Genomic DNA, 26,269 nt, shown 5'->3' on the forward strand with positions numbered 1-26,269 from the left:
AGGTAGGCAAATTTTCTTTGTATTTCACTTAAGCGAAAATTGCTATAAATGCAAATCGTTATCAGAGGGCGGAGGGGAATTTTTGACTGGTTTTAGCCAAATCAATCATTTTAAAGATTAACTGCAATAGCTTCTGATTCTATAGTCTTACTTTGATTTTCTATATGATAGGTAACTACTGCTTTGACTCGATCATGTCCTGTATAGCCGCTTTTATTAGTCAATTCCACAACAACCTCAGAATTTTCTAGAGGTTTTAACTCAATTTCTTTATACTGAGACTGAAAATTTTGTAATTTGCCATCTAAGAGATTATGGATTTCAACTTGAGAAATTTTGACAGTGACACTGTTAGTTTCAGGATTCTCTAAGCGGATAAAGACAGAAGCAAAACCAATATTCCGTTCTGGATTATGAGGAATACCCAAAGGCGGTAAATTTTCTTGTCTAGCAATCAGGGTTACTTTTTTAATCAAACTATTGTTATTTTTCATAGCTGTTCTATGTTTAGATGCAGAATGAGTTTGACTTTGAGCATGGGTGGCAGGAATAGCACAAGCGTTAGTTGACCCCGCTACAACCAGTAAAGCAATAAAACTTATCAAAGATATTTTCATCATAATTACTAGAAAATGGTCTTGAGTAAAATCCGAGAAGGATGAAGCTAGTCATCCCCACCGAAAATTAGAGAAAATATCATCCCTTAATCAGAGTTAAGTCTTTGACCAGGCAAAATATGCGTTGAGATTGAGCAATTGATTCCATGTTACGTTAGCGTCTTGATGTCCCCAAGGATTTCTGAGTTTAAATGTTCCATTTTCTGCATTGTAACTAGTAACGCTATAGGAATGATCGTTAACTACGCCGTAATTTGCACCATTAATAAACCCAGCAGTTAATACTTTGTTGGAACGGACTAAATCAATTAGCTGAGTTTTAGTCATGTTATTAACTTGTTGGCTAGTGGCATCCAAGCCAGTTACTTGACGAGTTGCATAATCCATCCAGCCACCCTCAATAGAAGGGTAAGCATTCGTGGTAGAACCAGGACGACTCCAACCTAACTCACCCAATTGAGCATAGGCTTTTTCTGCCAAGGCTACCCATAATTCATTGTTAGAATTATTGTAGGAACTACCTGGACTAGCGTAGACTAACTGTCCAGCATTAGTGGGTAAATATCGATCAACTGTGACGTAGTTGGCTACACCACTATTAAAGAAACGAACGGTGAAAGTATTATCACCATTGTCAATAAACATATTTTTGATGTCGTTAGGCTTTTTCTGAGCTATGGCAGATAGGGTAGCCAGATAATAACAATCTCCCAAAGCACCTTGCTTAATATCATTTGCACTAATACCATTTTGGAATAAAGACCCACTGATTGCTTGATATGGGGTATTGTCGAATGCTGTGGGGCGATCGCTTCCTAAGAACCACTTGCCAATCAATTTTTCCATTTGTGCAGTACTACTACCAGCAAAAAGGTTTCCTAGTGTTGTCTTACTTGTGCTACCTCCCGTCCACGATTGGTTCGCTGTATTCCCATTCACTACATCGTCTGAGAGAACACGAACATTATCTAGCATGGTAAAGCGGCTGGAATTACTAACAATGGTGCGAAGATCAACCAATTCAGTCGCATCAATTACGCTACGATCTTCAGCTTTATGGAACAGAGAAATCATATCATTTCTACTTAAATTCCCGTCTGCTGCCAGAGAGCGAGTTAAACTAATCAATCCTGCGTCTTTCAGATTTTGACTATACCAGTCATTATTAGTCCCTTGCACTGTATTAGCATTAGTCCCTTGCACTGTATTAGCATTAGTCCCTTGCACTGTAATAGCATTAGCAAAAACATTATTGATTTCATTGCTTTCAGCTACGTAACCATAACCATCGGCTTGAGAAAGCAGATAATATTTCCCAGGAGCAGTGCCATTAGCAATGGTGAGTGCGACTGATTCAGAACTAACACCACCAGCACCAATTTTGGTAACAGAATCAGATTTAAAAAACAGATCATCACTGCTGAGAGTGGCATCTTTGGAGAGATAGAACTTGCTGTCGCTAGAATCTGCACTAGCATTACCTTGGTTCTTGACTTGATAGTTAAGTTGGATGGTGCTATCAACTGTTGTCGTACTTGGTGCAGAGACATTTTGAACTATTAAGTCTGGTTGACTATCACCAGAAGAAAGTGTGATTACTAAACTAATACTTGTGCCGGAAATATCTCGGATGCCATTGATGTCATCTTGGTACAGGGAGGAAGTTCCTAAACCTGAAGAATGATTGCTATTGTGATTTACATTCAACCCATAGCTATTCTCGGTGCTAGATAAATTGATATTTGAATTATTTCCGAGAACACTATCTGTATTGATGAGATTATTTTGGCTAGAAAACATAGATTACTCCATTTAAAGCTAGGTATTTTGGCAAAACGAATCAGACAGCCTTTGCAATTTCAAAGGTTGAAAGTCAAATATTTGTGACTCGGAAAAATTAAGCTCGCAAATACTTATGCCTATATACTACTTAATCCTTGATGAAAATACTGTAAAGCTAGTATATATCGTAACTTTATATTGTAAAGATATACGTACGTAATTAATTCTTAAAGTAATACATGATGATCCTCGTAACTCTGTGTAAGTTAAAGAAAAAATTCTAAAGGGGCGACATGCGCCCCTTTAGGTACAGAAACTATTCTTCTTCACTACTGGAATTTTCCTCTGGCAGGACTTACGCACTAGTTAAATAATACTTATGTACTATCAAAGAGCGATCGCATTGTGCCAGTTGCATAAGTCCTGTCTGATTTTTGATTCCGCAAACATTGAATCAATGTTGCAACTCTTAATGTTTTGCTTATAATTTGTAACCCACACCTTGGTAGACTAAACTTTATACAAATGGATTATTGTCGGCTGTTGCGCCTTGCCAGAGCATTACCCTTGGGTTTTTGGTGAGGCAGTCGCTTAAAGGGGTTTTCCCCCATGAAGAACTGCCGAACGCGAAGGGTGTATTCAAAATAAAGACGAAAGAGCAATCAAGACATGGTAGATTCCCTCAAAAAACCAGGCTTTGAAGAAATCCGGCCAGGGATTAAAGTCCCGGCAAAAGAAACCTTGTTAACACCTCGGTTTTATACTACCGATTTTGATGAAATGGCGCGGATGGATATCTCCGTCAACGAAGATGAGTTAAGAGCCATTCTCGAAGAGTTCCGCACTGACTACAACCGCCATCACTTTGTTCGGGATGCCGAGTTTGAACAATCCTGGGATCATATTGATGGAGAAACTCGCCGATTGTTCGTTGAGTTTCTAGAACGTTCATGTACGGCAGAGTTTTCTGGCTTTTTGCTGTATAAAGAACTTGGTCGTCGCTTGAAAGGCAAAAGCCCCGTCTTGGCAGAGTGCTTTAACCTGATGTCACGGGATGAAGCGCGTCACGCTGGCTTTTTGAACAAAGCTATGTCAGACTTTAACCTCTCCTTAGATTTAGGGTTTTTAACTAAGAGCCGCGATTATACCTTCTTTAAACCGAAATTCATCTTTTACGCCACTTATATTTCTGAGAAAATTGGTTATTGGCGCTATATCACCATTTATCGCCATTTAGAAGCACATCCCGAAGACCGGATTTATCCAATCTTCCGATTCTTTGAAAACTGGTGTCAAGATGAAAACCGTCACGGCGATTTCTTTGATGCGATCATGAAATCTCAGCCGCAAATATTGAATGATTGGAAAGCACGGCTGTGGAGTCGGTTCTTCTTGTTATCTGTGTTTGCGACAATGTATCTTAATGACATCCAACGGAAGGACTTTTATGCCACCCTTGGACTGGATGCGCGAGAATACGACATCCATGTTATTCAGAAGACTAACGAAAACGCCGGTAGGGTGTTCCCGCTCATGCTGGATGTGGAGAATCCAGAGTTTTATCAGCGCTTGGATACTTGTATAAGCAATAATGAGAAGCTGAGTGCGATTGCTAACTCCAACACTCCCAAATTCCTGCAATTCTTCCAAAAACTGCCGCTTTACATCTCCAATGGCTGGCAGTTATTGCGGCTGTACCTGATGAAGCCGATTGATACTGTCTCTGCTCAAGGGGCAGTTCGTTAAGTTATAACAGGTTTGCGAAAGCTTTAGTGGCTCTGCTGATTGCAGAGCCACTTTTTTTGTCAAAGTTGGTAGGCGTAGAGTTTTGCAGTAGATACCTTGAGTTAAGCTGATTTTTCCATTCTGATTACATCTGGGGTGAATGTTTGATGCTTGGATGCTTCTGCTTCGTAACATCTGAGAATCAGTGATGTAAGCTTATCAAAATCACTGACAGAAGAAATAATTACTTTTGATGCGGTATCCCCCAGAGAAGCTGTTACTTCATGCACTTCAAAATTTGAAGCTAGAGACTTTACTTCATCTACACTTAGCCGAGTAATAAAACTTTTTTTCTGCGAAGATAGATACAGCCGCAGAAACCACCAAGTACTTTTGCCAAGATTGATCCCAAAGTATGAAGCAGTATCTTTATATTGCAGTTCAAAATTGAAACTCATTGAAGTTTGCGTAATTGCTTTAATTTTTTCAAAAGCTGCGATTTCTTCAGCAGTTGTTACTACTTTTGATTCTTCAGAATCTTGTTGTTTTTCCTCTTCTTCAATCTCTTGTTCTACTTCAAGTTCAACAGGCTGAGTTATTTCTTGGCTAAGTGAGCGAGTCATTAACTCTACTAAACTTCCCTGAATCGACTTTTTAACAATTGGTTTGAATTTATCAATAACTTTACCAGTAATTCGACCTTGAATTTCATAACTTGGGGCAACTGTACCGAGTTCAGCCACTAAGAAGCGAACAAATTCTTCAGAAGGAGAACGTAAAAGATTTCCTAGAAGCTGAGTCATGCCTTTTACATAAACCATTTCCTCAGCATGGTTGGTAATAGCTGTAACCTCAAAATTATCACGGTGAAAAAATTTGAGGTTATCAATATCTTTAGTATCATATTCGAGGATGTTAAAAGTAAAAAATGGCTCCTTGTCCATGATATTTTTATCACGCAAGTCTGTAAAGAAACGGTACTCAACGCCATTAGTGACGATAGCTACTTTTGTTGTCAAAAGCCCATTAAAATAGCGGCTTAGTTGCCCATCATGTGCTTCAGCTTTTTGACCACGGGCTTTTGCCTCTACGAGCATAACTTTACTACCGTTAATAGCTAAAGCGTAATCTACCTTTTCAAACTGTCCTGCTCTTCTAGTAGCAAAGTCTGCTACATATTCCGGCATGACTTCACTAGGATCATGGACATCATAGCCAAGAGCAGTCAAAAAAGGAACAATCAGTGCCATCTTAGTAGCTTCTTCGCCAACAACTTGGTCAAATCGCTTACGCACTTGTTCAGACAGCTTGATAATATCTTCAGTGAATCCCATCTTGCTTACTCCTGGTAAATTAATGATTTTTGATACATATTTTTTGTAAAATATAAGTGATTGCAAGGTGATATAGTAGATTTAAATTGAAAGTATTACCGCGATCGCCTTCGTTATCACTCCTATAAAAGTATTCCCAAATAAGTACCAGTCTGTAACACTCATGACCTGTTCATAAGTCAATACAGTTCAGTTAGCCCCAAAAGCGTTAATCTGCGTAGGTTGGGGAGCCACTGTGTTGCGCGGGTTTCCCGACTTGTTCGCGCAGCGTCTCCCCTTGGGAGAAGCAAGTGGCGTTTGAGGAACGAAACCCAACATTTTTGAGACTTTGTTGGGTTTGACTTGGACTGGATGCGCGAGAATACGACATCCATGTTATTCAGAAGACTAACGAAAACGCCGATAGGGTGTTCCCGCTCATGCTGGATGTGGAGAATCCAGAGTTTTATCAGCGCTTGGATACTTGTATAAGCAATAATGAGAAGCTGAGTGCGATCGCTAATTCCAACACTCCCAAATTCCGGCAATTCTTCCAAAAACTGCCGCTTTACATCTCCAATGGCTGGCAGTTATTGCGGCTGTATCTGATGAAGCCGATTGATATTGTTTCTGCTCAAGGGGCAGTTCGTTAAGTTATAACAGGTTTGCGAAAGCTTTAGTGGTTCTGCTGATTGCAGAGCCACTTTTTTTGTCATAAAATTACCACAAGGGGTACTACTCGTCAATAGGTCTAGGCGGTTAGCAGCAACTCTAAATTTAGCTCTCTAAAAGGAATCCCCAGTGAACTATAAAGGATGAATACCAGTCTCCGTGCCATTAATACTAAATATTTATTGATATGAATAAAGCTCGCACAAGAGGTTCTAAATCGGGAAAATGTAATATCTGTGGTAAACATGAGAGATTAACTAATGATCATGTACCACCAAGAGGCAGCCTTAATTCTGATAAAGTAAAAATTAGAACATTGACTCAAGCTATGGATAAACTTTATGAAAATAGTGAAATAGATTCACGAATTATTAGTGCCGCCACATTCTTAAATTTAGAATTGCTGACTGGGAACGAGGAACTGCAAAATTATCTCAGCTTATTATTGCAGGCGCACAGATATACTACCTGCATGGGCAGGTAAACCTTCTGCTTCTGCTAACGTCACGGCTGCTTTGCCTATTGTCTGTAATGCTTGTTGATTGCATTCCAAATAAGTAATCCGTTTGAGAAAGTCGTAGACACTCAAGCCAGAGGCAAATCGGGCAGAACGTGCAGTAGGTAGTACATGGTTGGGGCCTCCTACGTAATCGCCAACTGCTTCTGGGGTATAACGTCCGAGAAACACGCTACCAGCGCACTTAATTTGATTGGCAAACAATTGTGGGTTGTCTACGCACAATTCCACATGTTCTGGAGCTAGTTGATTTAGCAGTGGTATACTTTCTGTCAAATCGCTGACAATAATCACGGCTGCATAATTTTGCCAACTGGCATTGGCGACTTCTTTGGTGGGCAGATTAGCGAGAATTTGCTCAACCGCCGCTATCACTTGATGAGCAAAAATTGCCGAATCAGTAATCAAAATTGACTGGGCGCTAGGATCGTGTTCTGCTTGTGATAGCAAATCCCAGGCAATCCAATCTGGGTTATTTTGGCTGTCAGCTACCACCAGAATTTCTGAAGGCCCGGCGATGCTGTCAATGCCAACCGTGCCAAATACTTGACGTTTAGCCTCAGCAACATAAGCATTACCAGGTCCGACAATTTTATCTACGGGGGCAATGCTTTGTGTACCATAGGCTAATGCTGCGATCGCTTGCGCCCCACCAATGCCATAAATTTCCGTGACACCAGCAACTTGAGCAGCTGCGAGTACGGCGGAATTAATCTCACCGCCAGGCATCGGTACTGTCATAACGATTCGTTCCACGCCGACAATTTTGGCAGGTAGGGCGTTCATCAGTAAAGAACTAGGATAGCTGGCACGTCCTCCAGGTACATAAATTCCCACTTGAGACAGCGATATCCAATTTAATCCCAGTTTTACCCCGGCTGCATCGGTGTAGCCAATATCTTGTGGTAGTTGTTTTTCATGGAAAGCCACAATTCTCTCAGCAGCAAATTCCAGCGCCGCCTTGACATCAGCAGGACATTGTGCAGCGTGTTCGGCAATAAAGGTTTCGCTTAGATGCAAAGACTGGGGATTGTGGCGATCAAAGCGGCTAGTATAGTCCTTGACTGCGGCATCACCACGCACTTTGACATCAGCTAGAATCTCACGTACTGTCCCACTAACATCAACTGTAGCTTCCCGGCGATCGCTGACAAGGGTTTTGAATCTACTAGAAAAATCTTTGTCGGTAGTTTGAAGTAGCTGCATAGACAGTATCTTGCAAGCGATGAGATCGCTAATTAGTTTAACATGAGTTCGACAGCTTGAAAAAATTCAGAACTTAGGCAAAATATTTCTCAAACTCTCATTCTTCCTTGTCGGTTTGATTTTGCCTTCATTTGTGCGTAAGTCCTAAAATTAGAAAAAAAGGCTGAGACTGCGATTTGCGGGTTTGACTTGTTTAGGTTGCGATTGTGAGAATGAGTTTGACTCGCTAGGATGGCATTAGAGATTTATCGCATCTGAGTATGGGAAACCAGGACGCTCCACTCACAACAGAAGCGTTGATTAAAGAAGTCTGTCGGCGGATTCGGGTAGCCCGCAGCTATTGGGATGCTCACAACAACGCTGCCTGTCGGGGCGAGCGCGATCGCGCATCAACTCTTTACAATACACTAAGCAAAGAACAAAAAGAGCAAATTCCGCAAGTGTTGCGGGTATGGCTGCGCTATCGCAGTGAGAAGTATTTTGGCGTACACCGAACACCACCCAAATCGGCACGAAAATCAAAATAGTCCTTCACAGTGATGTTTACTGCAATAGCTAAGGCTGTAATAGCTGCTTTAGATTTGAGGAAATTCAATAATTTCATCGCGGTGAGGAACACAATTATATAATAGGTTTCCCATTTGATCAGGTGCGTAGTTTACCGCCGTAGGCATCGCACTTCATCCTCTTGATTCAAGCGTTCGCGTAGCGTCTCGAAGAGAGGAAATATGCCAGCAGGAATGTCTACCTAATCGAACCAGTAGATTGGTTTATCAATTGCTATGTGTTTTCTAGTACATTACTAGCCAGTTGTAGCGAAGCGATGACCGAGCGCTGTAAGTTGCCTGAGAAGATGTTCTACAGCGTTGTGTCAACAACTGGCGATTTGTGGATTTACTGAGGCATAGGGTAAACCATTCCTCGTATAACCTTTGGGCTGTCCCGTTCTCTTGATATCTTATTTAAACGGCAATTCACAGACTTGTAATGCCAAATTGGCAGAATCTTTCTGTCTTTAATTCAACTTTTTCTTAAAAGAGAAATGGAAAGAGTTGATGGCAGTATGGGAAACTCTGCCAGTTCAATAGATAACTTTGAGCAAAGTTCGTTAAGCACGTACAATTTAGGTCGGTTGTCACACACACCAATCTGATTGTGATTAGTCATAATGTAGTGTAGTAGTGCAATATATTGCGCTGTTACAAAAGCTAAATACAGAGGTAAACTATGTTTCCTTTTTGGGGTAATGCCTGTTATGGAAGCGAACCCATTTCGCACAAAGCTAGCTTAGAGCGGAAATTAAAATTCTTGATTTGGATGCGAGATGATTTAGAGTCCAAGCTTGCTGGCATTAATGCTTCTATTGATACCATTCGGCAGCAAATAGAACGCTCAGACTCAGCTGCTTAGAAATTACTTCTTGCAAACTTTGTACTTAACCCGATTGTAACTCCTTTGTAACCAAGAAAGGCAGAGGGCAGGAGGCAGAAGGAATGGCTTCTCCCTCTGCTCACGACTAAAGGGAGTAAGGGTATCAAGCCCCTACTGAACTCCTGTTCAGTGGCGTGTATTCAGGTGGGGTCTGAATCCCCGTCTGAATACTGCCTTCTGCCTTCTTCAATGCGCGCTGTAAATCGGCTGCATCAGTGTTCTAGGTGTTTGTGCAGCGCTCTGTTATTATTAACTGGCGTACAAAAGAGGTAGTCTTGAAAAAGGAATAAGAGATAAGAGTTTCAGAGACTTATTGCCTAAGTCCTACTTGAATAAATAATTGAAGGCAGAGGTAGAGTAAGCAGAGTTTATTAATATCTTGAAGTTAGAGCCGTAATTATTACTTAACGCGCCAAAATTTATAGAAATGAAAAATATTATCTCGACTGGTTGGAATAGCTGGTTAAAACGGCGTAAAGAATCTATTTTATTATTTGACTCAATTGCTGCCGCTAGTGAGATTGCTATTATGCTTAACGGTCAGTGGGATGGCTGCAATGGTGTGATAATGGCTAAATGTGATGAGGTAGCTGTTGACACTGCTACCAAACTATTAGAAGCTGCATGGTGTTATCAAGGTGCATCAAAAGCGGTTTTAGACAGAGTAGCAACTGATGAAATTTTACGCCGTTATGCAATGGGAGAAAGAAATTTTATTAATGCTAATTTGAGGTGTGCAGTACTTGCATCAGCGAAACTCAGTGAAATTAACCTAAGTTATGCAAAGTTGAGTTGGGCAGACTTAAGTCAAGCCAATCTAAGTAAAGCTGATTTAACAGCAGCAGACCTAAGTGAAGCTAATTTAAGTGGAACTAACCTGAGTAAGGCATACCTAATGAGGGCAAACTTAACCAAGGCAGACCTGCAACTAGCTGATATGAGGGCGGCTAACCTAAGTAGTGCTAATTTAAGTGAAGTTAACCTTACTGATGCAGATTTAACAGGAGCTAATTTAGCACTAGCAGACCTCAGAGGGGCAAATTTTCACTTGTGCAATTTGAGTGGGGCTAATCTAACAGGTGCCAAGATAATTGAAAGTGACTTGGCTTTTGCTCTCCAATGAGCACTGAATTTACGATGTTTAAATTTTGGAAAATGGAATTGAAGATTCAAACATCGTAAATTTAATATATGTCTAATACCATTTCATTTTAATAATGATACAAATACGTTGGTAAGGGCATGGCAATGACCATTGGTGTCAACTTAAGCGCAAACCCTTTTAAAACCTCGTTTCCAGCAAGAAGGCTGGAAATACAAATCAATTGCGGCTCTGCCGCAAGTCTTGAGGCGGAGCCTCACATAGGCATTCCCAGTCGGAGACTCTTAACGAGAGAGTCTCTAAAAGCTAGTTATAGACTGGCCTTCACGTTAAGTTGACACCTATGGGCAATGCCATGCCCCTACGAGAAATCTATGTGTATCAAGGTTTTCGTGAAATGATATGAAGCCCCCGAATTTAAACGCGAGAATAATTCTATTATCCAAAATATAAAATTAAATGATTTGCCCGTGACTTGATTGCTATGAGTCAATCTAAAATCTAAAATCTAAAATCCAAAATTGATTTTTAGTCGGTTGCTAAAACCAGCTTCAGCAGCAACGATTAGAATATTGTCGGATTTGCAAGGAGCCAAGCTTTCTGAGTCCAGGCGTTATTAAAGAACCCAACCTCTGGCGCTTTTAATTCAAATGAATGAGGTGGTGATTGTAGCAATAAAGGCGAACCTTTGTCATGAGCCTCAACTAAGTTAACTATCCAGGGAAGAAAGTCTAAGATTTCTTTTGGTAGTACAGTTAACTCAAAATCCCACAGCAAATTAAGACCTCGGCAGACTTGTCCTTTTCTTAACATTGTGACTCTACCAGCACTTTTGTTAATAGCCAGTCGAAGAATGAACGGGCGAAATGGGACAAATTCATCAGGTGCTGTATAAGCGTATACATTTACATAGTTTAGTCTTTGCCTATGATCCATCCAAGATGCGATCGGTGAATTACTACTATAAGATGTACCAGTTATGATCACCGGCATATTCATAGCAGCAGCAAAGTTAGAGTAGAACTGATGTCTTAGTTCGCTAACAATATGTTTTACTTCTGGGTTCATGGTTGCTACACCTATTATAAAAACGATACCTACGGTAAGCTACGCTAACCTATGACTTCATAAGAGAGACTTATAATCAATTGCGGAAACTTCTCTGACGCTGTTTGTGCTTGGCAATTGCTTTGCGTTTGCACTTTTGCAGGGGCGTTTCAAAGTGACGATACTTTCTGATATCTAGAAAAACAAAAAAAGGCAGACTCCTTGTCTGCCCTCAAGACCTTAAAGTTAATAGCGGCGAGAGGAGTCACCACCACCACTACCACTATAGTTTCCTCGTCTACCACCAGAGGAACTTTCGCCTATCTTCGGCTTTGCTTTATTAACTTTTAAGCTTCGACCCATCCAGTCAGCATTATTAAGGGCTTCAATTGCTGCTGCTTCTTGAGCATCTGATTCCATTTCTACAAAGCCGAAACCTCTCAACCGATCTGTTTCTCGGTCGATAGGCAATTGAACATTTTTGACAGTTCCGTATTCTGCAAAGACGTGCCGGAGGTCATCTTCTTTAACCTCATAAGATAGATTACCAACGTAAATTGACATAGAATGTCTCCAGAATCAGGGGGTGTAGAGATTTACATCCGGAGAGGTCTGTAATACAAGTATATATAAAAACAAACTACACAGCCGAATTCAATCTTTCATACCTACCTTAACATAAATTTAGAAGTTATATTTATCAGCAACACTATACTTATCTGTTGATCGAAATACTCGAACAGTTAGCAAAACTCGTTTAAAATCAATCTACGAGCGATCGCATTAAATTTGAAGTCACCAAAAAATTCAATCACTGGATATTTTCTCTTCAGATAGTATTAGTAATTTTTAATTTTTATTCACTCCAAATTTTGAGAGAGTGCAATTAAATAAAACCAGTGCGATCGCTTGTAACGTAAAATTAATTTCCATCCAGCATTTGCTAACACCTTGACGCCCATGTTTTGCGACTACCTGATCCAAATCCTGACTGCCCGTGTGTATGATGTTGCCCAGGAAACACCATTGGAGTATGCCCCAAATTTATCTGCGCGGCTGAATAATCAACTCCTGCTGAAACGTGAGGATATGCAGTCAGTATTTTCCTTTAAACTGCGGGGTGCTTATAACAAGATGGTGCAACTGCCAGCAGAGATATTGGCAAAGGGTGTAATCGCAGCGTCTGCGGGGAACCATGCTCAGGGAGTCGCCCTTGCAGCCCAACGCTTGGGAACTAAAGCGATTATCGTCATGCCAATAACTACACCCCAAGTCAAGGTAGACGCGGTGAGAATGAGAGGCGGAGCAGTCGTGTTACATGGAAACACCTATGATGATGCTTATAGCTATGCCCGTGAATTAGAAGTAGAAAAAGGATTGACTTTTATTCATCCCTTTGATGATCCTCATGTGATTGCTGGACAGGGAACCATCGGGATGGAAATTTTACGGCAATATCAACAACCCATCCATGCGATTTTTGTGGCAATTGGAGGGGGCGGATTAATTTCTGGAATTGGAGCTTATGTGAAACGGTTGCGTCCCGAAATCAAGATTATTGGCGTTGAACCAGTAGATGCTGATGCGATGTCTCAATCCCTGAAAGCCGGACATCGGGTGCGCTTGTCCCAAGTGGGGTTATTTGCTGATGGTGTAGCAGTGCGGGAAGTAGGTGAAGAAACCTTCCGTTTATGTCAGCAGTATGTAGATGAAATCATTCTGGTGGATACAGACGCTACTTGTGCTGCGATTAAAGACGTGTTTGAAGATACGCGATCCATTCTAGAACCAGCCGGTGCATTAGCGATCGCAGCTGCCAAAGCCTACGTAGAACGGGAACAAATCGAGGGACAAACCTTAATTGCGATCGCCTGCGGTGCAAACATGAATTTTGATCGCCTCCGCTTTGTGGCAGAACGGGCAGAGTTCGGCGAACGCCGCGAAGCGATTTTTGCAGTTACAATTCCTGAGCAACGGGGAAGTATTCGCCAGTTTTGTGAATGTATTGGCAACCGTAATCTTACTGAGTTTAATTATCGCATTGCCGATGAAAAAACAGCCCATATTTTTGTAGGAGTGCAAATTCAAAACCGTGCCGATGCTGCAAAGATGGTAGAAACCTTTCAAGCTCAAGGATTTGAAACCCTTGATTTAACAGACGACGAACTAACTAAATTACATCTGCGACACATGGTGGGTGGGCACTCTCCCCTGGCTCACAATGAATTGCTCTACCGTTTTGAGTTTCCCGAACGTCCCGGCGCTTTGATGAAATTTGTTACTTCCATGAATCCTGCCTGGAATATTAGTCTTTTTCATTACCGCAATAACGGCGCAGACTACGGACGAATCGTTGTCGGTATCCAGGTTCCTCCCCATGAGATGAAAGAGTGGCAAGCTTTTCTCGATCACCTGGGCTATCGCTATTGGGATGAAAACAAGAATCCGGCATACAAGTTGTTTTTGGGATAGGCGGGGAGTGGGGAGTGGGGGGAGCAAGAATTTTAGATTTTAGATTTTGGATTTTAGATTGAAATTTAATCGAAAATTTAAAATCCAAAATCCAAAATTGAATTGCCCAATGCCAATTTAGCGCTTCAATATCAGATTCGAGTCCCAAGTATAGAAGCCGATTTGGTTAGGAACCCTAGAGAATCTGCCTGTCCGATAGCCTCTAGATAATTCATTCAGTACCTTATTTTTGATCTCTCTAACTTGCTGAGAATCTATTTCTCCATAGATTCCGGCGATGACTTCAGCGACGCTGAAAACTTTACTTGGATTTTGTTCTAACAGAGAGGTCAGGGCATCAATTAAGAATAGACCCTCAAAGTCTTTGAGCATTGGTACTGTTTTTGTCAGGGGTACGAAAGGTTTCTTCTTTTTGTTTTTGATGCTGTGATAAGCATTATTGCCATTACTTGGGACTACCAAACTTAAATCCAGAGTATAACAACCTGGTTCATCGGGAATAGTTACCCAGTAATTCCTTTCTTTGCCTTGGGTGAGGGAAGATTGAACCCTACCTTTAACTACTTTGAATAGATTGGAATCTAAGTCTCCATAAAGCGATCGCACGATAAAATCAATATGACAGACAGTGCCTCTTTGCTCTTGCAATAGCTGTTTTATGGCTTCCATGCGCGAGAGGGCGTGCTGATATTGAGGTAGCATGGGGATTTCCGCCACCTTAGTTGAATTATCGTTGTTATCCGTGGGTACCTTTGGATCTGGCGATGTCGTTAGAAGTTGACTCTCTTTTGTATCAACAGCAGCAGAAAAAGAATTATCTATCTCAACCTGATCTAAGTCTTTTCGTTCTGACTGTACAGACTTCATCAAGTTGATTTCGTCAATGTCATCAAGGGGTGATAAAAACCGCAGAAAGCCTTCTTGGGAAAGATTTGAGGTTTCATCAGCCACCGTCAGTCTTGATATCTGCTTGTTGGCATCAGAAAAAGACCAGTTAGACAACAACGCTTCTACATGATCCAGCTGCTTTCGCGCCTGCACAAAGAGGCGTTCATACTCTTCTGTAAGGCAAGCATAATAGTCTCGTAATTCCAACAGTGGTGAGACAAAAATGCCCGGAGGTGGTTCTAATTGTTCATTTTGAGTCATAAGGGTTCAATCAATTTAAATCGACGTCACTTTTGTAAGACATTGCTCTGGGTTTTGCTTTGTGAGTTGTTGTTTGGGATTTCTTAGGCGGTTGGGGAGGGCGACATGTCTCACAATATAAGGGTCGAGGTCCGAAAGTCTCGCGCTTTGTCAGATTGTTACACTCTTTACAGACAAACTGGAAAATACGACTATGAATCTGTCTTTTGTGCGCCCTGACAGTATATTCTCTAACATCAATGGATTTACTTGCCATAATCAGAATTATGAATTGCCGTCGGATCAATGTCCTATCAATATAGCTATTCAAGCAAATCAAACTGCATCAGTGTGTGTTTATGTAGAAGTTTTATTCAAATCAGTGAATTTGACGCCTAGCATAAAGTGCAGATGAGCGACTTGAGAGTTAGCTATTGATTATCCTCTCAGCATATAATTAGTGATGAGCAAACACTACTACCATTTCTTAGCCGCAGGCGATTTTCATCGCCCCGATCAGAGAAATTGGAGATGGGTAAGTAGGGAATTATTCACTTGTACTGATTGGCAAAGGGCGCGATCGCTAGTGTGTCTAATTGCCGATCATAAAATTACTGCACTCCTAACCCCTCATGGTAGAGGGGTGATGCTTAAGGTCGCTATTTCTGTATAAAGAACAACCGCCTTCTGTTTTCAGGAGGCGGTATGCGATCGCTAATCAAAATATGATTTCAGTAAGTTTTGTCGCTCTACTAGTGGTTCATGTGATTAATTTTGATGGGTTGTGAAAATTCGTAGCCGCTCTAGCCTTTAAAATTGAGCGATAAATCATTCACTACGAACCCATCAATTTCAATTTGACAGACTCACTGCTGACTGGGAGCAGCAGGTTGTGATTGAGGTTGTGGGCGTAAACGGCGCAAAGACTCCCGCAACTTGTCCTGGCTGGTGTTTTCTCCTCGCCGCCGCCGATTTGTGGTTACTTGTGGCTTTGGTGATGAATCGGTAACCGTTGGCTGACGCTGGATGCGGGGTAGGGACTCTCTTGCACTTCCTTGAGTGGGAGTTGTCCTAGCTCCAGATGATGAGCTTGTAGCAGTACTTTCCTGTCTTTGAGGTTCCAACCGTCTACTCAATCCAGATATTGCTGGTTTTGTGGCTGTAGCTTCATTAGATGAGGGTGTCAAATCTCTGCGTCTACGTCCTGGATGTTCTTGTGTGGAGTTAGCAGCAGCTGCCTGCTGGGTTTTCTCTTCTGCTTGTCTTTGTGCTTGCCGTTCTTGAACTTGGCGCGATCGCCGTGAACCTTTTATGGCAAATTCAGTGGCGATCGATACCCCTTGTCTGCCTCCTTCTACGGGTTTTAATTTCCAGTCACGCGCTTGTCTGGCGGTTTCTTCATCCAAGTCGCGGTTTCCACTGGAGTGAGCAATCCGCACATTTGTCACATTGCCTTGTGCATCAGTATCGACAGCTACTTCAACTCTGCCTTCAACTCCTCGCCGTCTTGCTGCCTCTGGATACTTGGCATTACATTCGCGGCAGGCTGCACGACCATTAGCATTACCATTACCTGAACTGTTAATTTTTGGAGGTGTTGGCACTATTGGCGCTGTCGCTACTGTCGGGCGGTTTCCTACTCCATTGCCTATACCACTGCCTGAGCCAGAACCAATTCCTGAACCTGTACCACTGCCTGAGCCAGAACCAATTCCTGAGCCTATACCTGTACCTCTACCTGTACTTAAAGCAACGCCAGAGCCAGAGCTACCAGAGTTACCTGTCAGGACTGAACTACCGCCACCACCGCCACCACCGCTCACAGGTGCAACAGTTTTCACAGAGGCTTCTGGCTTGGGAGCAATTTCCCTATTTGTTGGTTGTGGGTTTAGAGTAGTTTGTTTTGGTTGTTGTTCAACTGGCTGAATTTGAGTAGTTTGTTTTGGTTGTTGTTCAACTGGCTGAATTTTTGGTCTTTCAATAAATTCTTGTACTGGTTTTTGTACTGGTGGAGTTTCTCTAGACTGTTTTTGAACAATTTCTGGTGATTTTTTGGGTTCTTCTGGAATTTTCTCAAGTGGTTTTTCTGGTTCGGCAGTCGGAGAATCAACGATCGCCACCTCTATTGGTTCTTCCTCTGGTGTGGGCACTCTCGTCAAATAATTACCTATGCCTGAGGACAGTACGCCGATATGCAGCGCCAGTGAACCGATTAGACTGTAAGTCAGAAAAGACTTGAGAGCCTCAACTTCTTTGGAACGTTGCTCGACAGTAGTGCCGGAAAAGCTCATAGCTATTGCTACCTATTCTCACTAACCTAGTTATCTTAGAATGCATAGTTGCAAATATCAAGTAAAAAATTAAAATTATTTCGAGCAGCGTTACGGAACAGCAGACTTAATAATCAAAATATCTTTGAAAGATACTGTTGATTATGACGATTTCTAGATAAAATGAATTTTTGTGTTATCTATTAATTAAATTAATTTATGTAATCTCAAAAAACATTAAATAAAAATAATGATGTTGATATTTGAAAAAATTATCATTATACCTTAAACTCTATTGAGAAAAAGTTTCATTTTTTAGGTTGATTCTGGTAGTCTGATTTTGTATTGTTAATGACGTTTAGAGGCACTACATGGGAATTCAGAATTTGTTTGAAGCAGGTGGTGTGGTCATGTTGCCCCTGCTGGCGTTTTCGGTGTTAGCAGGGGCACTAATGATTGAGCGGGCGAAGTTTTGGCTACAGATTGGTAAGCGTCAAAACCGGGTAGTGCGAGAGGTTTTAAATCTTTATCGAGCTGATAATGTCGTTGCTGCTGTGGATAAGCTGCAAAAAAATGTAGATTTACCCATAGCACGCATTTTTCTGGCTGGACTACAGCTAGAAAGACCGACTCCAGAAAAATTTCGTTTGGCTTTGAAAAGCGAGGCGCAAGCAGAAATCCCTACGCTCAAGCGGTTTCAACCTGTATTTGACACCATTATCGGTTTAGCGCCTCTGTTGGGACTTCTCGGCACAATTTTAGGATTAATTCGCTCATTTGCTGGACTGAATATTGGTGATGTCGGAGGTACTAAAACTGGTGTAGTCACTGCTGGTATTAGTGAAGCTTTAGTTGCTACCGCCTCCGGATTGGTTGTGGCTATCTTTGTACTTTTAGGAGCCAGCATCTTCCGGGGACTATACCAGAGGCAGATAGCAATGATTCAAGAGTACGGCGGACAGCTAGAAATACTGTTCCTCGATCGCTATGAACAACTTGAGCACTACGGAAAACAGGAGAAGACCTATGGATCTAGATGATAATGAACCAGATTTAGCACCATTTATAAATGTGGTACCTCTGATTGATGTAATGTTTGCCCTTTTGACATTTTTCATCATGTCAACACTGTTTTTAACACGATCAGAAGGATTGCCTGTAAATCTACCGAAGGCAGCCACGGCGAAAGAGCAGCAAATTCCCACTAAAGTTACCATCACGGTAGATGAAAAAGGTGAGGTAAGCTTAAACCGCAATCCAATAGCAATTAATGATTTAGCACCGCAAGTGCGAACTTTAGTTGGTTCTAACCCAGATGCCTTGGTGATTATTAATGCTGATCAAAAAGTCTTGCACGGTGAGGTAGTGGCGATCATGGATCAAGTACGTCAGGTAAAAGGGGCAAGGTTAGCGATCGCAACTCAAAGATAATAAGTAGATATATTGTGCATCAGAAGTTCAGAGAGTCAGGAAAATTCTATATTCTGACTCCTAACTCCTTCTTATCTAATCACTACTATCAGCTACACTTACGCATTTGTAATTCTTGAGATATAAGTTTAAATAATAATTCTTGGTGTGAATGGATAAAAAAGTGGTCGCCGTTGAACTCATGTAATGAGAAACTAGCGATTGTCTGTTCTCGCCATGCTTGCAGAACCTCATGACTAACTTCTTGGTCTTGCAAACCACCAAAAACAGTAATAGGACACTTCAGTGGCTGTTTTTGAGTGTAAATATAAGTTTCCAGAACGGCAAAATCTGCCCGCAAAATCGGGAGGAACATCTGCATCAGTTCCGGGTTTTCTAGTACTGCTTTGGGTGTACCGTTAAGACTGTGTAGCTCGTCTTGTAAATCCGGGTCTGATAAGACGTGGAGGGGTGCTTTTGTCAACGGGATTTGCGGGGCGCGACGAGCAGAGATGAAGAGGTGAAAGGGAGCAAGACTATACTTAGAGCGAAGTAAACGGGTTAACTCGAAGCTAACTAATCCGCCCATGCTGTGACCGAAAAAGGCGAATGGTTTGTCTAAATATGGTATTAGAACTGGAGCGATCGCTTCAACAAGAGGTTCTAATCGCGTCAATGGTGCTGATTGAATCTGTCTTCCCCGTCCCGGATATTCCACAGCACAGACTTCGACATTACTAGGTAGATTATTAGGCCATGTGCGAAAAATTGCCGCGCTACCACCAGCGTAGGGAAAGCAGAATAAACGCAAGTTGGCTTGAGGATTTGGTTGGGGACAGATAACCCAGGAATTGAAGCTTGGTGTAGTTGTCATAATAGAGCTTAGATTTGAGTCATATTAGCCATTGCACGTTTTAACGCCTATCTATATGGAATTCAATGCCACTTGGCTGAATTTTTAAATCGACAGTCCCTTGAAAGTGGGGGCTGTTAACTACTACAGCACAAAAGCAAGTGAAAATCATTAATAATATCACAACTCTGCTTTTGAAAGAATTCCACCTAACTGTCTGCGCTTTAGTCGAATTGCTCAAGGGCTGGATTGTTTCTGGAGCAGCAGGTAGCTTAGAAGAATCGTTATGGGATAAGCTCATAATCGCCTCTGAACCTTAATTTTTAGAGGTTTTACATTCTAGCTCAGTTTTGGCTCATCTCTGGGAAACAACTGATTGTTACTGATCCAGAAGTGATCTAATTGCGCTTAGAATATTTATAGCTCACTTATAAGCTAATAGCAAGTGAAAGATGAGCTAAAAGTGATCTTAATTAAAAGTAAGCCTGGCAGAGAATTTATATGGCAGTTTCTTTTAAAGCATCTGAAAAGGGGCTAGAAAGAGTAAATGAAGCCCGAATTAAGAAGGGCTGGACAGCGACAAATGCAGCTTGGTGCCAAGCTGCTGACACTTCAGAAGCGACCTTAAAGAGATTTAGGCGCGGCCTACCAGTTAACAAAGACACCTTTATAGCCATTTGTAAGGCTGTAGGGCTGGACAACTGGGAAGAGATTGTGGCGTTTGAAGGAGTCAAACGGGAAATAAAAGGGACTGGTCTAGAACCTTTCTTAGCTACAGTAAGTGTCAGTGGTATAGCCGTTCCAGTGTTCCAGTCCCTTTGGGGAAGTGGGGATAAGATTCTTGGAATATTTGGTACAACCCTAGATGAAAAAACCAAGGAAATAATTTTTGCTGCATCAAATCAATATGAAAAGAACTACGAAGAACGGCATGGCATTCTCAAAGTATTAGGAATGCGTGAACCTGTCAAGCTGGAATCGATCTATACAGCAGTTCAGTTTTTAGGTGATGATGCTATCCGTAGTTTTGAATCTATTGAGAATTTAGAAGAAGTCTATCGCCAACCTAAAAATCGAAGTTTTCAATCTCACGATAGTAAAAAACAAGCAGGAATTAAAGTTGCTAATGATAAACAATATCTGATGGTGCTTGGTGGGCCGGGTGCAGGAAAGTCTACATTTGTGCGGAAGATGGGACTAGAAGCGCTCAAAGGTAAAAAAGGAGGGTTTAAACACGCTTGCATTCCAGTTTTTATTGAATTGAAAAGGTTTGCATCCAGCAACATCAATATTGAAACCTTTATTGCTGAGGAGTTTCGTACTTGCGGCTTTCCATCACCAGATCAATTTACAGCCAAAGCCTTAGAAAAAGGTAAGTTACTAATTTTGCTGGATGGTTTGGATGAAGTACCAACAAAAAACTTGACTGAGGCAATTAGTCAAATTCAAAATTTTGTTGATAAGTATGATCAAAATCGTTTCATTGCGTCCTGTCGCACGGCGGCTTATCGCAGTGGTTTTCGCCGCTTTAGCGATGTCTCAATGGCAGATTTCGACGATGCTCAAATTCAGCAATTTATTTCTAACTGGTTTCATTCAGACGTAGACAAGCAGGCGAAGACAGGCGAGAAATGCTGGGAATTACTGCAAAAACCAGAACATGAAGCTGCAAAAGAGTTGGCGCACACACCTTTATTGCTGACATTTCTGTGTTTAGTTTATGATCGTTCCCAAAGTTTTCCAGATAATCGCAGTGTTCTTTACCGGAAGGCACTGCGGATATTGCTAGAAGAGTGGGCATCAGAAAAGCGAATTCACAGAGATGAGATTTATCAAGGACTGCATACAGAATTAGAAGAGATATTACTATCAAAGATTGCTCATACAGGTTTTGAGTCTGACAGGCTATTCTTTCAAGAGCGCGATATTGTTCAGCAAATTAAAACTTTTTTAGCGAGTAATCTGAATGCACCTCAGCATTTCGATGGGGAAGCAGTGCTGAATGCGATCGCTGTTCAACAAGGAATTTTAGTAGAACGCGCCGAGGATGTCTTTTCGTTCTCTCATTTAACGCTACAGGAATATTTAACAGCAGAATATATTGATGATCATCGCCAAGTTGATAAGTTAGTTACTGAACATCTGACAGATAAACGCTGGAAAGAGGTGTTTTTGTTAGTAGCTGGGTTAATGCGTGGTGGTGCAGATGATTTGCTGTTGCTAATGGAAAAGGAAACGCAAAAGTATATTAACACCCCGAAGTTACAAGCTTTATTAAACTGGGCAGAACAGGTAACAGTTGGATCGCCAGGGGATTTTAAGCCTGTGGGTAAACGCGCAGTTGCGATCGCCAACGCCTACGCCAACGCCTACGCCAACGCCATCGCCAACGCCATCGCCAACGCCATCGCCAACGCCAACGCCATCGCCATCGCCTACGCCAACGCCAACGCCAACGCCTACGCCAACGCCAACGCCTACGCCAACGCCATCGCCAACGCCTACGCCATCGCCAACGCCAACGCCATCGCCAACGCCATCGCCAACGCCAACGCCAACGCCTACGCCTACGCCAACGCCATCGCCATCGCCATCGCCATCAAATATACTGATCAACTAAAAAAATCAGAAATCTTCAATAACCTCAACTTTACTGTGCTGATAGCCCAACTAGAAGCACTTAAAGCTACAATTCCTGATGATAAACAGCCAAGGGAAGTACGTCTGGCATTTGCTAAACACCTGCAACAAACCTTACTCAAAGCTTTCCATCTCACCCTAGAAATGATCGATTTATCTGAGGAAGAAATAAAAGCACTAGAAAATTATCTCTACGCCAATCACCTGATCATCCAGTGCAAACAAACAGCAGTGCGGGTGTCGCCCCAAACCTGGGAAGCAATTGAGGCGCGGATGTTGTTGGTTCCAGGTAGTTAAGCAACAATAGGAAAATGAAAAGATAGCCAGATAAACGCTCCATCAGTTCATTACAACAGGCTAAGAGGATGTTTGAAAAGTCGTAAAGTATACTAGAAACCCCTCTCCAAACCTCTCCCCCACAGGGAGAGAGGCTTTGAAACCCCCATTCCCTCGTAGGGAAGGGGGGCTAGGGGGGTTAGGTTCTTAATGCTTTGATGTTACCAAAAATACTTTTCAAACATCCTCTAAGGATACAAAAACTCGAACTTTTACAGCAATCTTGCATTGGGAAGAGGATGTTTACGTAGCTGAATGTCCAGATGTAGGAACCGCCAGCCAAGGAGAGACGATAGAAGAAGCGATCGCTAATATTGCACGGAACTGTATTTAGAAGAGTTCCCGCTTGCTGAGACAGCACCTCGTCGCTTGTTATTTGTCTTAAGTTGTTTGAGAATGAACGCAATCAGTAATTGCGTAGGCGTAGCCAGCCGTAAGCATCGCCGAAACCACAAATGCGATCGCCGAAACAATAAATGGGTTCTCCGAAATAACAAATGGGTTCTCCGAAATAACAAATGGGTTCTCCGAAACAACAAATGGGTTCCCCGAAATAATAAATGGGTTCTCCGAAATAACAAATGGGTTCTCCGAAATAACAAATGGGTTCTCCGAAACAACAAATGGGTTCCCCGAAATAACAAATGGGTTCTCCGAAATAACAAATGGGTTCCCCGAAATAACAAATGGGTTCTCCGAAATAACAAATGGGTTCCCCGAAATAACAAATGGGTTCCCCGAAATAACAAATCCGTAGGTGTAGCCAGCCGTAGGTAAAAAATAGGTAAACCTAGCAACCAAAATCTATTAACGTCTTTAATCTTGGACAGAAGCCACTCCATTTACAAACTGGAGCATTTTTGTTTGCAAGTCATCTATATATATGTCATGTTCTCTGTTGATAAACACCTCAGACAATGCCTGATAAGCTTCTGTCCAAGCTGTTATCACTTCTTCTGTAGCTGCTTCCCCCAAGACATCTTTCATTGCTTGCAGTAAACTTTCTCCGACAATAGGATATTGCTCTGGTGTAACATGAGTCTGCACATGGCGATGGGCAATCTTTTCCACCATCGATTTTAAAGCTGGTAAATTATCAATTTGGGCAGCATAGCTATAAACTGCTGTAGCCAACCTTGCAGGCTGAGAACCATTTGCTTGAGCAGACATGTCAAATTGTTCTTTGATTTCTGGATGATTTTGAAACATAATTTCATACATCCGAGTTGTGATTTCCTGACCGTTCTTTTTCAAGACAGGTGTTGTATATTTGACGATATCTATTGTTTGTTGGCTAACCATAGTTTCTTGAACCACTTGGAATGTTGATTGGCTTCACTGTAGTGGTTATTTTTATTAATGACTATGAGCTAGCTCAGTTAACGAGTAATATCATGTCAAAGCCTTTATACATCTACACTCAGTTACATTGTTAAAAAATTACAATAAAGATGAAAATGTAAGAATACAAGTGTGTACATCGATAATTTATCAAGCCATAATTTTCTATGCATACTATCGACAATAAGTCAACAACAAAAGCCTGGGCAGGTGCGATACCTTCTCTGCGAGACGCTACGCGAACGGTGAGTTTCGCTAACGCAGAACCGGCAAAAGAATTTCCCTCTACCCAACTGCCAATTCTTTCTGGCAAAATTCCAGATGGCTTGCGTGGCACTCTTTACCGCAATGGTCCGGCACGGCTAGAACGCGGTGGCATTAACATGGGACACTGGTTTGATGGAGATGGGGCAATTCTGGCTGTAAATTTTACTGATGCAGTTGCAACCGGGGTTTATCGCTACGTGCAAACCTCTGGCTATCAAAAAGAAACCGCAGCAGATAAACTAGTCTACGGCAATTATGGCATGACTGCACCAGGGCCAATTTGGAATCAATGGCAAAAGCCGATCAAGAATGCTGCCAACACTTCGGTGCTAGCACTTCCAGATAAACTTTTGGCACTGTGGGAAGGTGGTAAACCCCACGCCCTCGATTTACAAACTTTAGAAACTTGGGGCGAAGATGATTTAGGGGGGTTAACTAAAGGATTAAGCTATTCCGCACATTGTAAGCGTGACGAGCAAACAGGGGAGATTTTTAACTTTGGCATCAGCCCTGGACAAAATGCGACGCTTAATATTTACAAAAGCGATTCGACTGGGCGGATTATCCAACAAGCGGCATACCAGCTAGATGCTGTACCATTGGTGCATGATTTTGTTTTAGCAGGACAGTATATTGTATTTTTCGTTCCGCCAGTGCGGTTGAAAGTCTTACCTGTGCTAATAGGGATAAACAACTATAGTGATTCGCTAGAGTGGCAACCTAGATTAGGAACTCAGATTTTAGTTATTGACCGAGAAACCCTATCTGTGGTAAGTCGTGGAGAAACCGAACCTTGGTATCAATGGCATTTTGCTAACGGTTATGTAGATGCTAGCGGTTCAGTGATTGTGGATATCGCCCGTTATGAAGATTTTCAAACTAACCAATATCTCAAGGAGGTAGCAACAGGCCAGACTCACACCCCAGCTCTAAGTACACTAACGCGAGTTCATCTGCATCCCCAAACTGGCAAAGTTACGTCAATTCAGCAACTATTAAACCGACATTGTGAATTTCCGAATGTACCACAGCAAAATGTGGGGCAAGCTTCTCGGTACACATATATGTCAACATTCCGTTCAGGAACAGATATTAGCCAAGAATTATTAAATGCGATCGCACGTTTTGATCACAAGACCGAAACCCTCACCGAAGCAGACTTAGGAGAAAACCGTTATCCTTCAGAACCCATCCACGCCCAAGACAGCCAAAACCCTGAACAAGGTTGGGTGTTAACCGTTGTCTACGATGGTAATTCTCATAGTAGCGAAGTTTGGGTATTTGATAGCGATCGCCTGGATGCCGAACCCGTTTGCAAACTTGCATTACCCAGCGTCATTCCCCACAGCTTCCACGGCACTTGGAACCCAGCCTAATAACCCCTCCGCGTTACCTCTGCGTTTCCCTTAGCGTTCCTTTGCGTTAAAAAAATAACCCTATTGACCAGACGCCATTAATCGCATCTGGTCAATGCAAAATCAAAATTCCCAAAGATGTCCTATGCAATTACAAGAACAACGCGACTATTCTCCCACAGAATACCTAGAACTAGAAGTCATTTCCGAGTATCGTCATGAATATATAGATGGTCAAATTATACCCATGACAGGTGGAACACCAAATCACAACCAAATAGCTCTTAATCTAAGTGCAACCCTCAATTTTGCTTTGAAGCGACAACCTTATCGAGTATTCATCGCTGATCAACGTCTATGGATTCCCAAAAAGCGAATTCATACATATCCTGATGTCATGGTTGTTGCAGGTTCATTAGAATTTTCTGAGGGACGTACAGATACAATTACTAATCCCTTAGTGATTTGTGAAGTGCTATCCAAATCTACCAGAAGTTATGATAGAGATGAAAAATTTGCGGCTTATCGCACCATCCCTAGTTTTCAGGAATATGTTCTGATTGATCAGTACAAAAATCATCTAGAACAATATTCTAAAACTGATGAAAATAAATGGATTTTCTCAGAGTATGAAGAAGAGAATAGTATCCTAATACTATCCTCTCTTCAATTTCAAATCCCTCTATCAGATATTTATGATAAAGTTGACTTTGAGGCTAAAGAATAACCTCACTCTAATTAGTTAACTAAGCAACAACCTAAATATCAGCATTTATCACTGAGTT

General features: G+C 41.8%; 26 protein-coding genes and 2 pseudogenes. 14 read left to right on the forward strand and 14 right to left on the reverse strand.

Going from position 1 to position 26,269, the window contains the following annotated elements; all coding sequences use genetic code 11:
* Positions 1 to 110 precede the first annotated feature (110 nt).
* Positions 111 to 620, reverse strand: a complete 510-nt coding sequence (locus tag V7K31_RS22245; protein WP_335096884.1) for a hypothetical protein — start codon at positions 618 to 620, stop codon at positions 111 to 113.
* Positions 621 to 713: 93 nt separating this feature from the next.
* Positions 714 to 2,417, reverse strand: a complete 1,704-nt coding sequence (locus V7K31_RS22250) for a C2 family cysteine protease (protein ID WP_335096886.1) — start codon at positions 2,415 to 2,417, stop codon at positions 714 to 716.
* 651 nt (positions 2,418 to 3,068) lie between these two features.
* Here V7K31_RS22250 and acsF point away from each other — a divergent pair.
* On the forward strand, positions 3,069 to 4,145 hold the full coding sequence (acsF, locus tag V7K31_RS22255) for a magnesium-protoporphyrin IX monomethyl ester (oxidative) cyclase (RefSeq protein ID WP_335096887.1): 1,077 nt from the start codon (positions 3,069 to 3,071) through the stop codon (positions 4,143 to 4,145).
* A 101-nt stretch (positions 4,146 to 4,246) separates the two neighbouring features.
* On the opposite strand, the gene V7K31_RS22260 is transcribed toward acsF, so the two are convergent.
* Complete coding sequence (locus V7K31_RS22260) at positions 4,247 to 5,458, reverse strand: type I restriction endonuclease (RefSeq protein WP_335096889.1); 1,212 nt, start codon at positions 5,456 to 5,458, stop codon at positions 4,247 to 4,249.
* A 208-nt stretch (positions 5,459 to 5,666) separates the two neighbouring features.
* On the reverse strand, positions 5,667 to 5,828 hold the full coding sequence (locus tag V7K31_RS22265) for a hypothetical protein (RefSeq protein WP_335096890.1): 162 nt from the start codon (positions 5,826 to 5,828) through the stop codon (positions 5,667 to 5,669).
* On the opposite strand from V7K31_RS22265, the pseudogene V7K31_RS22270 reads away from it, so the two are divergent.
* Positions 5,800 to 6,090 (forward strand): annotated as a pseudogene (locus V7K31_RS22270) (magnesium-protoporphyrin IX monomethyl ester (oxidative) cyclase); the annotation flags it as partial. The gene V7K31_RS22265 and the pseudogene V7K31_RS22270 overlap by 29 nt on opposite strands.
* Positions 6,091 to 6,551: 461 nt before the next feature.
* Here V7K31_RS22270 and hisD read toward each other — a convergent pair.
* Entirely contained in the window at positions 6,552 to 7,832 is a 1,281-nt protein-coding gene (hisD, locus tag V7K31_RS22275; protein ID WP_335096891.1) for a histidinol dehydrogenase, read from the reverse strand.
* A gap of 260 nt (positions 7,833 to 8,092) precedes the next feature.
* Between hisD and V7K31_RS22280 the strand changes: the two genes are divergently transcribed.
* The 3 genes from V7K31_RS22280 (at position 8,093) to V7K31_RS22290 (ending at position 10,386) form a co-directional block, all read left to right on the forward strand.
* Positions 8,093 to 8,359 (forward strand): Precorrin-3B methylase, encoded by a 267-nt coding sequence (locus tag V7K31_RS22280; protein WP_335096892.1) that lies wholly within the window; start codon positions 8,093 to 8,095, stop codon positions 8,357 to 8,359.
* Positions 8,360 to 9,059: 700 nt separating this feature from the next.
* A complete protein-coding gene (locus tag V7K31_RS22285) occupies positions 9,060 to 9,242 on the forward strand; it encodes a hypothetical protein (RefSeq protein WP_335096894.1) in 183 nt (60 codons plus the stop codon).
* A 448-nt stretch (positions 9,243 to 9,690) separates the two neighbouring features.
* A complete protein-coding gene (locus tag V7K31_RS22290) occupies positions 9,691 to 10,386 on the forward strand; it encodes a pentapeptide repeat-containing protein (protein WP_335096895.1) in 696 nt (231 codons plus the stop codon).
* Between the two features lie 543 nt (positions 10,387 to 10,929).
* Here the strand turns inward: V7K31_RS22290 and V7K31_RS22295 are convergent.
* The 3 genes and pseudogenes from V7K31_RS22295 to V7K31_RS22305 all read right to left on the reverse strand — a co-directional run bounded on the left by V7K31_RS22295 (position 10,930) and on the right by V7K31_RS22305 (position 11,976).
* Positions 10,930 to 11,433, reverse strand: coding sequence for a hypothetical protein (locus tag V7K31_RS22295; protein WP_335096896.1), 504 nt, complete (start codon positions 11,431 to 11,433; stop codon positions 10,930 to 10,932).
* Positions 11,434 to 11,509: 76 nt separating this feature from the next.
* Positions 11,510 to 11,617, reverse strand: a pseudogene (locus V7K31_RS22300) (30S ribosomal protein S21); the annotation flags it as partial.
* A gap of 41 nt (positions 11,618 to 11,658) precedes the next feature.
* Positions 11,659 to 11,976, reverse strand: a complete 318-nt coding sequence (locus V7K31_RS22305; RefSeq protein WP_335096897.1) for an RNA recognition motif domain-containing protein — start codon at positions 11,974 to 11,976, stop codon at positions 11,659 to 11,661.
* Positions 11,977 to 12,372: 396 nt separating this feature from the next.
* Between V7K31_RS22305 and ilvA the strand changes: the two genes are divergently transcribed.
* Positions 12,373 to 13,884 carry a threonine ammonia-lyase, biosynthetic gene (gene ilvA / locus V7K31_RS22310; protein ID WP_335096954.1) on the forward strand — a complete coding sequence of 504 codons (1,512 nt, stop codon included), beginning with the start codon at positions 12,373 to 12,375 and terminating at the stop codon, positions 13,882 to 13,884.
* A 117-nt stretch (positions 13,885 to 14,001) separates the two neighbouring features.
* Here ilvA and V7K31_RS22315 read toward each other — a convergent pair whose 3' ends face one another.
* Both V7K31_RS22315 and V7K31_RS22320 read right to left on the reverse strand, forming a co-directional pair.
* Entirely contained in the window at positions 14,002 to 15,033 is a 1,032-nt protein-coding gene (locus V7K31_RS22315) for a hypothetical protein (RefSeq protein ID WP_335096898.1), read from the reverse strand.
* 10 nt (positions 15,034 to 15,043) lie between these two features.
* Positions 15,044 to 15,289, reverse strand: a complete 246-nt coding sequence (locus tag V7K31_RS22320; protein WP_335096899.1) for a hypothetical protein — start codon at positions 15,287 to 15,289, stop codon at positions 15,044 to 15,046.
* 186 nt (positions 15,290 to 15,475) lie between these two features.
* Between V7K31_RS22320 and V7K31_RS22325 the strand changes: the two genes are divergently transcribed.
* On the forward strand, positions 15,476 to 15,685 hold the full coding sequence (locus tag V7K31_RS22325) for a hypothetical protein (protein ID WP_335096900.1): 210 nt from the start codon (positions 15,476 to 15,478) through the stop codon (positions 15,683 to 15,685).
* Between the two features lie 193 nt (positions 15,686 to 15,878).
* Here the strand turns inward: V7K31_RS22325 and V7K31_RS22330 are convergent, their stop codons facing one another.
* A complete protein-coding gene (locus tag V7K31_RS22330) occupies positions 15,879 to 17,303 on the reverse strand; it encodes an energy transducer TonB (RefSeq protein WP_335096902.1) in 1,425 nt (474 codons plus the stop codon).
* Positions 17,304 to 17,653: 350 nt separating this feature from the next.
* Here V7K31_RS22330 and V7K31_RS22335 point away from each other — a divergent pair, with 350 nt between their 5' ends.
* Positions 17,654 to 18,322, forward strand: a complete 669-nt coding sequence (locus V7K31_RS22335) for a MotA/TolQ/ExbB proton channel family protein (protein ID WP_335096903.1) — start codon at positions 17,654 to 17,656, stop codon at positions 18,320 to 18,322.
* On the forward strand, positions 18,309 to 18,713 hold the full coding sequence (locus V7K31_RS22340) for an ExbD/TolR family protein (RefSeq protein WP_335096905.1): 405 nt from the start codon (positions 18,309 to 18,311) through the stop codon (positions 18,711 to 18,713). Before V7K31_RS22335 ends, V7K31_RS22340 begins: the two co-directional genes overlap by 14 nt.
* A gap of 88 nt (positions 18,714 to 18,801) precedes the next feature.
* Here the strand turns inward: V7K31_RS22340 and V7K31_RS22345 are convergent, their stop codons facing one another.
* The gene (locus V7K31_RS22345) at positions 18,802 to 19,566 is read right to left on the reverse strand and encodes a thioesterase II family protein (protein ID WP_335096906.1); all 765 of its coding nucleotides are present in this window, start codon (positions 19,564 to 19,566) and stop codon (positions 18,802 to 18,804) included.
* 140 nt (positions 19,567 to 19,706) lie between these two features.
* Between V7K31_RS22345 and V7K31_RS22350 the strand changes: the two genes are divergently transcribed.
* The 3 genes from V7K31_RS22350 to V7K31_RS31925 all read left to right on the forward strand — a co-directional run bounded on the left by V7K31_RS22350 (position 19,707) and on the right by V7K31_RS31925 (position 22,855).
* Positions 19,707 to 19,865, forward strand: coding sequence for a hypothetical protein (locus V7K31_RS22350; protein ID WP_335029242.1), 159 nt, complete (start codon positions 19,707 to 19,709; stop codon positions 19,863 to 19,865).
* Between the two features lie 181 nt (positions 19,866 to 20,046).
* Positions 20,047 to 22,482, forward strand: a complete 2,436-nt coding sequence (locus tag V7K31_RS22355) for an NACHT domain-containing protein (RefSeq protein ID WP_335096907.1) — start codon at positions 20,047 to 20,049, stop codon at positions 22,480 to 22,482.
* 262 nt (positions 22,483 to 22,744) lie between these two features.
* Entirely contained in the window at positions 22,745 to 22,855 is a 111-nt protein-coding gene (locus tag V7K31_RS31925) for a type II toxin-antitoxin system HicB family antitoxin (RefSeq protein WP_442941352.1), read from the forward strand.
* 47 nt (positions 22,856 to 22,902) lie between these two features.
* Here the strand turns inward: V7K31_RS31925 and V7K31_RS22360 are convergent, their stop codons facing one another.
* Together V7K31_RS22360 and V7K31_RS22365 are read right to left on the reverse strand one after the other, a co-directional pair.
* On the reverse strand, positions 22,903 to 23,322 hold the full coding sequence (locus tag V7K31_RS22360) for a hypothetical protein (RefSeq protein WP_335096908.1): 420 nt from the start codon (positions 23,320 to 23,322) through the stop codon (positions 22,903 to 22,905).
* A 15-nt stretch (positions 23,323 to 23,337) separates the two neighbouring features.
* Positions 23,338 to 23,823, reverse strand: a complete 486-nt coding sequence (locus V7K31_RS22365) for a globin domain-containing protein (protein ID WP_335096910.1) — start codon at positions 23,821 to 23,823, stop codon at positions 23,338 to 23,340.
* A gap of 206 nt (positions 23,824 to 24,029) precedes the next feature.
* On the opposite strand from V7K31_RS22365, the gene V7K31_RS22370 reads away from it, so the two are divergent.
* Together V7K31_RS22370 and V7K31_RS22375 are read left to right on the forward strand one after the other, a co-directional pair.
* Complete coding sequence (locus tag V7K31_RS22370) at positions 24,030 to 25,505, forward strand: carotenoid oxygenase family protein (protein ID WP_335096912.1); 1,476 nt, start codon at positions 24,030 to 24,032, stop codon at positions 25,503 to 25,505.
* 124 nt (positions 25,506 to 25,629) lie between these two features.
* Entirely contained in the window at positions 25,630 to 26,211 is a 582-nt protein-coding gene (locus V7K31_RS22375; RefSeq protein ID WP_335096913.1) for a Uma2 family endonuclease, read from the forward strand.
* Positions 26,212 to 26,269: the final 58 nt, after the last annotated feature.

This window comes from Nostoc sp. (assembly GCF_036917675.1).
GTDB lineage: Bacteria > Cyanobacteriota > Cyanobacteriia > Cyanobacteriales > Nostocaceae > Nostoc.

What these genes read in the sequence shown, in the direction of transcription:
- V7K31_RS22335 (WP_335096903.1), top strand. Translation starts at nt 17,654, where the DNA reads ATGGGAATTCAGAATTTGTTTGAAGCAGGTGGTGTGGTCATGTTGCCC.
- V7K31_RS22305 (WP_335096897.1), bottom strand. Translation starts at nt 11,976, where the DNA reads ATGTCAATTTACGTTGGTAATCTATCTTATGAGGTTAAAGAAGATGAC.
- V7K31_RS22295 (WP_335096896.1), bottom strand. Translation starts at nt 11,433, where the DNA reads ATGAACCCAGAAGTAAAACATATTGTTAGCGAACTAAGACATCAGTTC.
- V7K31_RS22260 (WP_335096889.1), bottom strand. Translation starts at nt 5,458, where the DNA reads ATGGGATTCACTGAAGATATTATCAAGCTGTCTGAACAAGTGCGTAAG.
- V7K31_RS22355 (WP_335096907.1), top strand. Translation starts at nt 20,047, where the DNA reads ATGGCAGTTTCTTTTAAAGCATCTGAAAAGGGGCTAGAAAGAGTAAAT.
- V7K31_RS22315 (WP_335096898.1), bottom strand. Translation starts at nt 15,033, where the DNA reads ATGACTCAAAATGAACAATTAGAACCACCTCCGGGCATTTTTGTCTCA.
- hisD (WP_335096891.1), bottom strand. Translation starts at nt 7,832, where the DNA reads ATGCAGCTACTTCAAACTACCGACAAAGATTTTTCTAGTAGATTCAAA.
- V7K31_RS22365 (WP_335096910.1), bottom strand. Translation starts at nt 23,823, where the DNA reads ATGGTTAGCCAACAAACAATAGATATCGTCAAATATACAACACCTGTC.
- V7K31_RS22340 (WP_335096905.1), top strand. Translation starts at nt 18,309, where the DNA reads ATGGATCTAGATGATAATGAACCAGATTTAGCACCATTTATAAATGTG.
- V7K31_RS22375 (WP_335096913.1), top strand. Translation starts at nt 25,630, where the DNA reads ATGCAATTACAAGAACAACGCGACTATTCTCCCACAGAATACCTAGAA.
- V7K31_RS22325 (WP_335096900.1), top strand. Translation starts at nt 15,476, where the DNA reads ATGAGCAAACACTACTACCATTTCTTAGCCGCAGGCGATTTTCATCGC.
- V7K31_RS22280 (WP_335096892.1), top strand. Translation starts at nt 8,093, where the DNA reads ATGGGAAACCAGGACGCTCCACTCACAACAGAAGCGTTGATTAAAGAA.
- V7K31_RS22345 (WP_335096906.1), bottom strand. Translation starts at nt 19,566, where the DNA reads ATGACAACTACACCAAGCTTCAATTCCTGGGTTATCTGTCCCCAACCA.
- V7K31_RS22290 (WP_335096895.1), top strand. Translation starts at nt 9,691, where the DNA reads ATGAAAAATATTATCTCGACTGGTTGGAATAGCTGGTTAAAACGGCGT.
- ilvA (WP_335096954.1), top strand. Translation starts at nt 12,373, where the DNA reads ATGTTTTGCGACTACCTGATCCAAATCCTGACTGCCCGTGTGTATGAT.
- V7K31_RS22370 (WP_335096912.1), top strand. Translation starts at nt 24,030, where the DNA reads ATGCATACTATCGACAATAAGTCAACAACAAAAGCCTGGGCAGGTGCG.
- V7K31_RS22330 (WP_335096902.1), bottom strand. Translation starts at nt 17,303, where the DNA reads ATGAGCTTTTCCGGCACTACTGTCGAGCAACGTTCCAAAGAAGTTGAG.
- V7K31_RS22320 (WP_335096899.1), bottom strand. Translation starts at nt 15,289, where the DNA reads ATGGCAAGTAAATCCATTGATGTTAGAGAATATACTGTCAGGGCGCAC.
- acsF (WP_335096887.1), top strand. Translation starts at nt 3,069, where the DNA reads ATGGTAGATTCCCTCAAAAAACCAGGCTTTGAAGAAATCCGGCCAGGG.
- V7K31_RS22285 (WP_335096894.1), top strand. Translation starts at nt 9,060, where the DNA reads ATGTTTCCTTTTTGGGGTAATGCCTGTTATGGAAGCGAACCCATTTCG.
- V7K31_RS22250 (WP_335096886.1), bottom strand. Translation starts at nt 2,417, where the DNA reads ATGTTTTCTAGCCAAAATAATCTCATCAATACAGATAGTGTTCTCGGA.
- V7K31_RS22245 (WP_335096884.1), bottom strand. Translation starts at nt 620, where the DNA reads ATGATGAAAATATCTTTGATAAGTTTTATTGCTTTACTGGTTGTAGCG.
- V7K31_RS22265 (WP_335096890.1), bottom strand. Translation starts at nt 5,828, where the DNA reads ATGTCGTATTCTCGCGCATCCAGTCCAAGTCAAACCCAACAAAGTCTC.